10 protein-coding genes are annotated in these 10,173 nt (G+C 74.8%); 5 read left to right on the top strand and 5 right to left on the bottom strand.

Translation table 11 applies throughout. The annotated features are described in order from the left end of the window. The 3 genes from ESG85_RS05720 to ESG85_RS05710 all read left to right on the top strand — a co-directional run. Positions 1-1,350: hypothetical protein (locus ESG85_RS05720; protein ID WP_128976928.1), on the top strand; the 1,350-nt coding region annotated here is incomplete at its 5' end. 15 nt (positions 1,351-1,365) lie between these two features. Next, positions 1,366-1,983 (top strand): spherulation-specific family 4 protein, encoded by a 618-nt coding sequence (locus ESG85_RS05715; protein ID WP_128976927.1) that lies wholly within the window; start codon positions 1,366-1,368, stop codon positions 1,981-1,983. Beyond that, positions 1,980-2,795 (top strand): endo alpha-1,4 polygalactosaminidase, encoded by an 816-nt coding sequence (locus tag ESG85_RS05710; protein WP_128976926.1) that lies wholly within the window; start codon positions 1,980-1,982, stop codon positions 2,793-2,795. Before ESG85_RS05715 ends, ESG85_RS05710 begins: the two co-directional genes overlap by 4 nt. Positions 2,796-2,846: 51 nt before the next feature. Here ESG85_RS05710 and cobS read toward each other — a convergent pair whose 3' ends face one another. After that, positions 2,847-3,611, bottom strand: coding sequence for an adenosylcobinamide-GDP ribazoletransferase (gene cobS, locus ESG85_RS05705; RefSeq protein WP_128976925.1), 765 nt, complete (start codon positions 3,609-3,611; stop codon positions 2,847-2,849). A 92-nt stretch (positions 3,612-3,703) separates the two neighbouring features. On the opposite strand from cobS, the gene ESG85_RS05700 reads away from it, so the two are divergent. Beyond that, positions 3,704-4,471 (top strand): hypothetical protein, encoded by a 768-nt coding sequence (locus ESG85_RS05700; RefSeq protein ID WP_128976924.1) that lies wholly within the window; start codon positions 3,704-3,706, stop codon positions 4,469-4,471. On the opposite strand, the gene ESG85_RS35270 is transcribed toward ESG85_RS05700, so the two are convergent. From ESG85_RS35270 to ESG85_RS05680, 4 genes are all read right to left on the bottom strand, one after another. Then, positions 4,408-5,124: a hypothetical protein gene (locus ESG85_RS35270; RefSeq protein ID WP_181018972.1), complete on the bottom strand. Its 717-nt coding sequence runs from the start codon at positions 5,122-5,124 to the stop codon at positions 4,408-4,410. The genes ESG85_RS05700 and ESG85_RS35270 overlap by 64 nt on opposite strands. After that, positions 5,121-6,881 carry a phosphatidylglycerol lysyltransferase domain-containing protein gene (locus ESG85_RS05690; protein WP_128976923.1) on the bottom strand — a complete coding sequence of 587 codons (1,761 nt, stop codon included), beginning with the start codon at positions 6,879-6,881 and terminating at the stop codon, positions 5,121-5,123. Before ESG85_RS05690 ends, ESG85_RS35270 begins: the two co-directional genes overlap by 4 nt. 100 nt (positions 6,882-6,981) lie before the next feature. Next, complete coding sequence (locus ESG85_RS05685) at positions 6,982-8,049, bottom strand: nicotinate-nucleotide--dimethylbenzimidazole phosphoribosyltransferase (protein ID WP_128976922.1); 1,068 nt, start codon at positions 8,047-8,049, stop codon at positions 6,982-6,984. 48 nt (positions 8,050-8,097) lie between these two features. Next, on the bottom strand, positions 8,098-9,300 hold the full coding sequence (locus ESG85_RS05680) for a bifunctional adenosylcobinamide kinase/adenosylcobinamide-phosphate guanylyltransferase (RefSeq protein WP_164986173.1): 1,203 nt from the start codon (positions 9,298-9,300) through the stop codon (positions 8,098-8,100). 91 nt (positions 9,301-9,391) lie between these two features. On the opposite strand from ESG85_RS05680, the gene ESG85_RS05675 reads away from it, so the two are divergent. Continuing rightward, positions 9,392-9,598, top strand: a complete 207-nt coding sequence (locus tag ESG85_RS05675; RefSeq protein ID WP_128976921.1) for a hypothetical protein — start codon at positions 9,392-9,394, stop codon at positions 9,596-9,598. Positions 9,599-10,173 lie beyond the last annotated feature (575 nt).

Genomic DNA, 10,173 nt, shown 5'->3' with positions numbered 1-10,173 from the left:
GGCGCCCCGCCCGGAGCCCCGCCCGGCCCGGTGCTCCTCGCCCCCGACCCGCTGGACGCCCTCGCCGAACGCCTGGACGAACTGGCCGCCGTGGCCGTCCACCCCGACGAGATAGCCGCGATCCTCGAGTCCGACGGCATGACCGACGACCACATCCGCCTCGCCTACGGCCGCCCCGACTCCTTCGCCCTGGCCGAGGACCTCTACGCCCGCACCGAGCGCCGCCACCCCGCCCCCGAGCCCCAGCCCGTCGGCCCCTGGCACGGCGGCCTCGGCGGATGTCTGCTGCGCGGCCTGGTCTTCGCCCTGCCCGGCCTCGGCTACGTCCTCGGCGCCCCGCTGCTCGCCGACGGGCCCGGCCGTCACGGGCTCCCGCCGGGCGCGGTCCCGCTGCTCGCCGGGGCCGTCACCGGCTGGGTGTGGAACCAGGTCCTCGCGCACCGCGCGTACACCTGGCTCGGCCTCGGCGACCGCCGGGCCGCCGTCCGCGCGCTGCTCACCGGCGCCCCGGCCGGCGCGCTCGCCGGGGCGGTCGTCACGGTCGCCGCCGCTGGTCCCGGCGAGGCCGCCGCCGCCCTGTTCGGCGCCGGCCAGGCCCTCTACCTGGCCGCGGCGACCGTCCTGCTCGTCCTCGGCCGCGAGCGGGCCCTGCTCGCCGCGCTGCTGCCGCTCGCCGGCGCCGTCCCCGCCTTCCGGTACGACCTGCCGGCGCCGCTGCGGATCGCGCTGCTCGTGCTCCCGCTCGCCGCCGCCACCGCCTTCGCCGCGCTCGTCCTGCGCCCGGGGCTGCGGCGCGGCGCCCGGGGCCGGGGCGGGCCGCCGTTCGCGGCCTCGCTCCCGTACGGCCTGTTCGGCCTCGGCAGCGGACTGCTCGTGCTGTACGCGGGCGCCGACGCGGTCATCGCGCTGACCCTCTCCATGGGTCCGGCGGAATGGCTGCTGCACCGCTTCCGTGCCGCGGGCCTGGCCCGGCTGCGGACGCTGACCACGGCGCACGAGTTCCGGCGCGCCGTCACCGGCACGCTGGCCCGCTGCCTCGGCGGCTACCTGGCGGTGCTGAGCGTCCTGACCGTCGCGGCCGCGCTGCTGTGGCCCGGCGCCGGCGCCGTCTCCGTGCCGCGGGCCGGGTCGCTGCTGCTGACCGGCGCGGTGCTGTGGCTGGGGCTGCTGCTCCAGGCCTACGGCGCGGTGGCGGCCGCGGCCGTGGTGTGCCTGCTCGCGGCGGCCGCGCAGGGCCTCGCGCAGGCCTTCGCCCCGGCCGCCGGTCCGCTCGCGGCGGGCGCCGCGGCCGTCGCGCTGGGCGTGCTCGCCCGTGTTCTGCTGGTACGACCGACCACCCACCGTCACTGAGGCAGGTGCCGGACCGTGAACTCCTCCCTCCTGGTGCCGTTCTACGAGCATCCCGCCGACCGTCCCGAGGACTGGGCCGCCCTCCTCGCGGCCGCCCCGTCCCTCTACGGCGTCGTCCTCAACCCGGCGAGCGGGGCGGGCCGCGCGCCCGACCCGGCCTTCGCCGAGGTCGCCGCCCGGCTGCGGGACGCGGGCGTGCGGGTGCTCGGCTACGCGGACACCGACTACGGCCGCCGCCCGCACGGCGAGGTCGCCGCCGACCTGGTGCGGCACCGCGACTGGTACGGCGCCGACGGCGCGTTCCTCGACCAGGTGCCGACCGCGCCGGACGCGCTGCCGCACTACCGGCGGCTCGCCGTGGCGGCGCGGGCCGCCGGCGCCCGGACCCTCGTCCTCAACCACGGCGCGCATCCCGCCCCCGGCTACGAGGCCCTGGCGGACCTGCTCGTCACCTTCGAGGGCCCGTGGGACTCCTACCGCTGCCTCGACCTGCCGGTCGCCGACCACTACTGCCACCTGGTGTACGCGGCGCCGGCGGACGCCCGCCCGTCGACCCGCGTCCACTGCGTGGTGCCCGGTACCGGTGCCCACCCGTGGGGCACCCTCCCGCACACCCTGGAGCCCGTCCGGTGAGACGCCTGCTGCCCCTGCTCGCCCTGCTGCTGTTCGCCGCGGCCTGCACGGCGGTCCCGCCCGCGCCCGACGGCCGGCCGCCGTCCTCCCGTACGCCCGACGGCACCCCGGCCACCCGCTGGCAGCCCCGCCCGGGCCTGGCCTGGCAGTGGCAGCTCAGCGGCCGCCTGGACCCGTCGGTGGACGTCCCGGTGTACGACATCGACGGCTTCGACCACCCGGCGGCCACGGTCGCCGACCTGCACCGGCGCGGCCGCAAGGTCGTCTGCTACGTCTCCACGGGCGCGTGGGAGGACTTCCGCCCGGACGCCGCGAGGTTCCCGGAGTCCGTCCTGGGCAAGGGCAACGGCTGGCCCGGCGAACGCTGGCTCGACATCCGCCGCACCGACCTCCTGGAGCCGCTGATGGCGGCCCGCCTCGACATGTGCCGCACCAAGGGCTTCGACGCGGTCGAACCCGACAACATGGACGGCTACACCAACCCGACCGGCTTCCCGCTCACCGCCGCCGACCAGCTCCGCTACAACCGCCTGATCGCCCGCCTGGCCCACGACCGCGGCCTGTCGGTCGCCCTGAAGAACGACCTGGACCAGATCCCCCAACTCGTCGCGGACTTCGACTTCGCGATCAACGAGCAGTGCGCCGAGTACGACGAGTGCGACCGCCTCACCCCCTTCGTGAAGGCGGGCAAGGCGGTCTTCCACGTCGAATACGAACTCGCCCCGTCGGCCTTCTGCCCCCGCTCCCGCGAACTGGGCCTGAGCTCGATGCGGAAGAGGTACGACCTGGGGGCGTGGCGCAGGGCCTGCTAGCCGTCGCCCAGGCTGCCCTTCGCGCAGGTGACGGTTGGGTCACGTCCGCCCTCACCCCAGCGTCAGCCCCACCAGTGCCACCGTCGCCGCCGTCTCCTCCACCGCGCCGAAGACGTCGCCCGTCACCCCGCCGAAGCGGCGTACGCAGCGTCGCAGCAGGAGTTCGGACGCGGCCAGGGCGGCGAGGGCGGCGCAGAGGTGGCGGGCGGCGTCGGGCCAGGAGGTGAGGGCTCCCGAGGCCGCGCAGGCGAGGAGGACGGCTGCCGTCGTCAGGGCGGCGGCGCGGGACGGGACCGTCGCCGCGACGATCGCGCCCAGGCCCTCCGGGCGGGCGGCCGGGACGCCCTCGCGGGAGGCGGTCGTGAGGGCGAGGCGGGCCACGGTCGCGGACAGGGCGGCGGCGACGGTGCCGTGCGCCCAGCCCTGCCCGTACAGCTCGTACAGTGCCGCGATCTGGGCGAGCAGGGTCAGGAGCAGGGCGATGACGCCGAACGGGCCGATGTCCGACTGCTTCATGATGCGCAGCGCGTCCTCGGCGGGCTTCCCGCTGCCCAGTCCGTCGGCGGTGTCGGCGAGGCCGTCGAGGTGCAGGCCGCGGGTCAGCAGCGCGGGGACGGCGACGGTGAGCACGGCGGCGAGCAGCGGGCCCGCGCCGAGCAGCAGGAACACGCCGCCGACCGCCGCCGCGAACAGGCCCACGACCAGGCCCGCGAGCGGGGCGCAGAGCATCCCGGCGCGTGCCGCGTCACGGTCCCAGCGGGTGATGCGGGCGGGAAGCACGGTGAGGGTGCCGAAGGCGAAACGCAGGCCGTCCATCCGCGGAAGGGTAGTGCCACCGGCGAGGGGCTAAATTGTCACCAAAGGAAGAAAACTGACGAATCGGTACCGAGCGACAGGCAGAGGGTGGCATGGGTCACTGGTTCTCGCGCAACATCGTCGAACCCGGCAAGCTCCCCTTGCTCCTCGCCCTGACCTCGTTCGTGGTCACCTTCCTCGTCACCCGGGCCGTCACCCGGCTGATCAGGGCCGGCAAGGGCCCCTTCGGCAACGTGTCCTCGGGCGGACTGCACATCCATCACGTGGTGCCGGGCGTCGTGCTCACGATCCTCGGCGGCTTCGGCGCGGTCGGCAGCGGCCGGCACGGCATCGGCGCGGCGGTGTTCGCCGTGATCTTCGGGATCGGCGCGGGTCTCGTCCTCGACGAGTTCGCGCTCGTGCTCCACCTCGACGACGTCTACTGGTCGGAGGACGGCCGCAAGAGCGTCGAGGCCGTCGTCCTCACCGCGGCCCTGGTCGGGCTCGCGCTCGCGGGCTTCTCGCCGCTCGGCGTGAACGACCTGACGGCGGACGAGCGGCAGAACCGGGCCGCCTTCATCCTCACCCTCGTCCTGAACTTCCTGCTCGTCCTCGTCACCCTGGTGAAGGGCAAGTTCCGGATGGCCGTGATCGGCGCCCTGGTGCCCTTCGTGGCGATCGTCGGCGCGATCCGCCTCGCCCGCCCGGGCTCCTGGTGGTCCCGGCACTTCTACGGCCGCCGCCACCGCGCCCGGGCCCGCTCGCGGATCCGCACCTACCGGCACGACAAGCGCTGGGTCCGGGTGCGCCGCAGGGTTCAGGACCTGATCGGCGGCTTCCAGGAACGGGTCCCCGGCCGCGGCTCCACGCCGTCGTCCTGACGGCGCCGCTCCCGCCACTCCCGAACGGCGACGACCAGCAGGACGGCGGCGATCGCCGCCAGGTGCTCCTTGCCGGCCAGGTTGTTCTTGATCATCACCTCGACGACCATCGCCACGATCACCAGCGACCCGGTCCACCAGGCCCGGTGGCGCCGGCACACGTAGACGGCGAGCCCGACGACCGCTGCCGACGGCCCGGTGTCCACCACCTGCGCGTCCGAGGCCGGAAGCCCCAGTGGGTTGTCCGGTCCGAGGGCGATGCCGACCCGGGCGTACAGCGTGCCGGCGAACGTCGCCGCGTACGCGAGCAGCAGCGTCCGCCACCGGCCCAGGCAGATCTCGGCGATGCCGAAGACCAGCAGGATCTGCGCCAGCGCGCCCCACACCGGCAGGTCGAGCGCCGGCACGAACAACGACAGCGGCGTACGGAGCAGGGCGAGCACCAGCGGGTCCTCGGCCCGCACCGAGCCGATGTCCTGGACCGGCTGGTAGCCCCAGTCCTGGTTCTGCACGACCTGGAAGACCGAGGTGAGGCAGACGGCGGTCAGCGTCATGGGGACCGCCCGCCACCTCCTCGTGACGAGCGCCGTCCGCACGGTGCCGTACAGCGGGCCCCACTCGCGGCGCGCGAACGCCTTGAAGCCGCCGCTCAACGCCGCCCCTCCAGGTGCCTGCGGTGCAGCCACTTGGGCAGGCCCGGCGCCTCCAGGAAGCCCTCGGCCCGGCCGGCCGCCAGGCCGATCCGCAGCAGGTCGGCGCTCTTCTCGAAGAGCATGAATCGGGGCTCCCAGATCGGTCGGTACTTGGCGTTGGCGCGGTACAGCGACTCGATCTGCCACCAGCGCGAGAAGAAGCTGAGCAGCGAACGCCACATCCGCAGCACGGGTCCCGCCCCGAGCTTCGAGCCGCGTTCGAAGACGGAGCGGAACATCGCGAAGTTCAGCGAGACCTGAGTGATCCCGATCTCCTTCGCGCGCTGCAACAGCTCGATGACCATGAACTCCATCAGGCCGTTCTCGGAGTCCCGGTCGCGGCGCATCAGATCCAGCGAGAGGCCCTTCGGCCCCCACGGCACGAACGACAGCAGCGCCCGCAGCTCGCCCTTCTCGTCGGTGCACTCCAGCATCACGCAGCGCCCGTCCCCCGGGTCGCCGAGCCGACCGAGCGCCATCGAGAAGCCGCGCTCGGTGGCGCCGTCGCGCCAGTCGTCGGCCCTGCGGAGCAGCTCGTCCATCTCGTCGGCCGGGATGTCCTCGTGGCGCCGGATCCGCACCTCGTAACCGGCCCGCTTGACCCGGTTGAACGCCTGCCGGACCGTCCGCATGGCCCGCCCGTCGAGCGTGAACTCGTCCGTCTCGACGATGGCCTCGTCACCGAGCTCCAGGGCGTCCAGCCCGTGCCGGGCGTAGATCGTGCCGGCCTCCTCGCTCGCGCCCATGACGGCCGGGATCCAGCCGTGCTCGCGGGCCTCGGCCAGCCAGGGCTCGATGGCGCCGGGCCAGGCCTCCGGATCGCCGATCGGGTCGCCGGAGGCCAGCGACACCCCGCCCACCACCCGGTAGGCGATGGCCGCCTTCTCGCTGGGCGACCAGACGACGCTCTTCTCGCGGCGCAGCGCGAAGTAGCCCAGCGAGTCCCGGTCGCCGTGCTTGTCGAGCAGCACCCGCAGCCGGTCCTCGTCCTCCTCGGTGAGCGGGTCGACGGCCCGCCGGGAGCGGAAGGCCGCGAAGAGCACGGCGAACAGCAGCAGCGTGGACATCACGTTGACGGCCACGTCCACCCAGCCCGGGGTGGAGATGCCGGGGAAGCGCGAATCGTCGGCGGCCACGGTGACCAGCCGCATCACGCCGTAGCGCCAGCGCTCCAGGAAGGTGGAGTGGCCGGTCGACTCGTTGGTGACGGTGACCAGGCCGGCGGCGAGCAGCGAGGTGACGAGCAGACCGCCGACCGCGACGGCCGTCGCGAGCAGCGGGTTGGAGCGGTCACCCTTCGCGTAGAACTCCCTGCGGCCGAGCAGCAGCGCGGCGAAGAAGGCCGCCGTCAGGGCCAGCGAGATCCAGTTCTGGGCGTGCTGCCGGATCTCCGGGAACGCCATCACCACCGCGAAGAGCAGCAGGAACAGTCCGGACAGCACCAGGTTCAGGATCCACGCGGCCCGCTTGCGGCGGCGCATGGTGATCGCCAGGAAGAGCGTGAGGACCCCCGACGCGAAGCCCGCCGTCAGCATGTACGGGGTGAAGTAGTCGTCCGTGTTGTGCCGGCGCAGGTCCTGGCCGAACGAGACCCACACGGCGCTCAGGAAATTGACGAACGTGACGACCCGCAGATACCAGACGGCGAACGCGGCGCTGCGGCGCGAACGGACCGTGCTCTGGGGCGCTCCCTCGCTGGACAAACGGACCTCTCCCATGAAAAGCGATCATATGGGGCATCGCTCCGCACGGCCGTGCGCCGGATGCCACCGGCCGCGCGTGGCGGCCGGCGGCACCCGGTGCCGTGATCCGTTCGTCTCAGCTCTCCCCGGCCGGTGCGGCCACCGGAGAGGTCACCTCCGGCAGCTCCGCGGCCAGCGCGGCGGCGGCCCGGACGAGGGGAAGCGCGAGCAGGGCCCCGGTTCCCTCTCCCACAGTGACGCCGTGGTCGAGCAGAGGGTTGAGCGCCATCCGGTCCAGCGCCTTCGACTGCGCCGGCTCCCCGCTCACCTGGCCCGCCAGCCACCAGTCCGGCGCCCGGAACGCCGCCCGCTGCGCCACCAGCGCACAGGCCGCGCCCACCACGCCGTCCAGCAGCACCGGCATCCGCCGCACCGAGGACTGCAGCAGGAACCCGGTCGCCGCCGCCAGATCGGCACCACCGACGGCCGCGAGCAGCTCCAGCTGGTCACCGAGCACGGGCCGCGCCCGGCGCAGTGCGTCCCGGATCGCCGCGCACTTGCGCATCCACGCCAGGTCGTCGATCCCCGCGCCGCCCCGCCCGGTCACCACGGAGGCGTCCGTCCCGCACAGCGCGGCGATCAGCGTCGACGCGGGAGTGGTGCCGCCCACGCTCACGTCGCCGAGCACCACCAGATCGGTCCCGGAGTCCGCCTCCTCGTCGGCGACGGCGATCCCCAGCTCCAGTGCCTGGCGCGCCTCCTCGACGGTCAGCGCGTTCTCCACGTCGATGCGGCCCGAACCGCGCCGCACCCGGCGCCGGGTCACCTCCGCCGGCAGCAGCTCCGGATCGCAGTCGAGACCCGCGTCCACGACCCGCACCGGCACCTGCTGGGCCCGGGCGAGCACCGCCACCGGACTCGCGCCGTCGAGCACCGCCCGCACCAGCTCGTACGCACCGCCCGCGGACCGCCCGGACACCCCGAGCGAGGCCACCCCGTGGTCACCCGCGAACAGCACCACCTTCGGCTGCGCGACCGGCCGCACCGGGACCGCGCCCTGCGCCGCCGAAAGCCACTCGCCCAGCTCGTCCAGCCGCCCCAGCGCACCGGGACGGACACTCAGCCGCTCCCTGCGCTCCTCGGCCTCACGCCGTATCCCCCCGTCGGGGCGCTCGATCAGATCGGAGAAGTCGTCGAGGTTCAAGGTTGCTTCCGCCTAGGAATCACACGGTCTCGGGTGGTCGCTCGCACCCTACCCGCGCAGCACCAGCGGCTGCCCCGCCACCACGAGCACCACCTGCTCGCACTCGTCGCCGAACGCCGCGTTCAGCCGCCCCAGCTCATCGCGAAAGCGGCGGCCCGACGGCGTCGCCGGCACCACACCGGACCCCACCTCGTTGGTCACGGCGACGACCGTACGCGTCGTCCCGCGCACCGCCGCCACCAGCTCGGCGACCCGCTCGCCCAGCGCCTCCCGCCCGCCGTTCCGCCAGGTCTCGTCGTCCCAGGCGCCGACCCGGTCCATGGCGTCCGTCAGCCACAGCGACAGACAGTCGACCAGCAGCGCCGGGCCGTCCTCCCGGAGCAGCGGCACCAGGTCGCAGGTCTCCTCCGTACGCCACGAGCCCGGCCGCCGCTCCCGGTGCAGGCCGATCCGGTGGGCCCACTCCGGGTCGCCCTCGCGGATCCCGCCCGTGGCCACGTACACCACCTCGGGGAAGGTCTCCAGGCGCCGCTCGGCCTCCACCGACTTCCCCGACCGCGCCCCGCCCGTCACCAGCGTGCGCCGCGGCACGTCGGGCACCGCGTGGTACTCGCCGACGTACAGCGTCGACCCGTCCGGCACCGCCCGCGCGCCCGCCGCCGCGAGCCGGCGGTCCAGCTCCGCGCCGGCCGGCGCGTCATGGTCCAGGTGCACGGCGATCACGTCCGTGCTCGCGCCGACCGCCCCGGTCGCCCGCAGCCGGGCGAGACCGTCCGGCCGGCCCGTCACGTCGGCGACCACCATGTCGTACGGGGTGCTGTGCGTCTCCCCGAGGCCGGCGGGCGCGCCGCCCGGCGGCAGGTAGAGCAGCCGCTCGCCGTCGGTCGAGGTCACCTCGTAACCGGTTCCCGGCGCGTCCATCGCCAGGGCCCGCACCCGGTGCCCGCTGATGAGCGTCAACTCCCGCCCGTCCGGCACCCGGACCGCCGTCGGCAGCCCGGCCGGAACCTCCACGGCCGGCCCGTCGTGCGGATGCGTCAGCAGCACCTGCCGTACGCCGACCAGCGAGTGCCCCGAGCGGGCGGCGGCCAGGGCGGCGCCCGGCGTCAGGTCCAGCAGCAGCGCGCCGTCCACCAGCAGGGAGGTCGCGGCCCGCGCGCGGTCACCACGGGACAGCGCGCACACCGCGCACGGGCAGTCGGGGCGGGGCAGTCCGAGGGGGGCACCGGTGCCGAGCAGAGTCAGTTCCACGCCTAGATCCTCCCGCGACCCCGCAACGGGTGCGCGCCCGGCTACGCTGCGGGCAGGAAACCGATCATCCGGTGAGCGCCAGGAGGCGGACATGGCATGGACGTGGCGGTTCGAGAAGTCCGACGGCACCGAGGTCCCGCCGACGGTCACCCCCGAGGAGTTCAGCACCCAGGGCGACGCGGAGTCCTGGCTCGGTGAACACTGGCGCGCCCTGCTGGAGGGGGGCGCGGCGGCGGTGACGCTGTCGGAGGACGGCACGAAGATCTACGGCCCGATGCCCCTGGACGCCGAACAGTAACTCCCTGACCCCCCCGCCCGACGGGGACAGCGCGGCCGTCCCCCTCCCGCAGGGGCCCGCGCCTGGCGGGGTGGCGCGGTTGTCGCGCCTCGCCGTGTGGGCTCGCGCCTGACGGGGTGGTGCGGTCGTGGCGCCCCGCCGTGTGGGCTCGCGCCCGGCGGGGTGGTGCAGCCGTCGCCCACCGCCGTGTGGGCTCGCGCCTGTCTGGGTGTTGCGGTCGTCGCCCACCGCCGTGTGGGCTCGCGCCTGTCTGGGTGTTGCGGTCGTCGCGCCCCGCCGTGTGGGCTCGCGCCCGGCGGGGTGGCGCCTCCGTCGCCCACCGCCGTGTGGGCCCGCGCCCGGCGGGGTGGCGCGGTGGTGGCGCCCTCGCCATGTGCCCGCGCTCGCTGGGCGGTGCCCCCCGCCGTGTGTGCCCGCGCCTGGCGGTGCGGGTGTCGCACACCTCCGTGTGGGCATTCGTCCCGCAGGGCGGGACGGGTGGGCACACGGGACGGCGCCCTTTGCGGCGCCTTCGCTCCTTGTTCCTGGCCGCACCACTACGGCGCGGCGCCGTACGGGTGGCGGCTCAGGCGCAG

Origin of the sequence: Streptomyces roseicoloratus, from assembly GCF_004117935.1 — a bacterium.
Classification (GTDB): domain Bacteria; phylum Actinomycetota; class Actinomycetes; order Streptomycetales; family Streptomycetaceae; genus Streptomyces; species Streptomyces roseicoloratus.
This window is presented reverse-complemented; position numbering and strand designations above follow the sequence as displayed.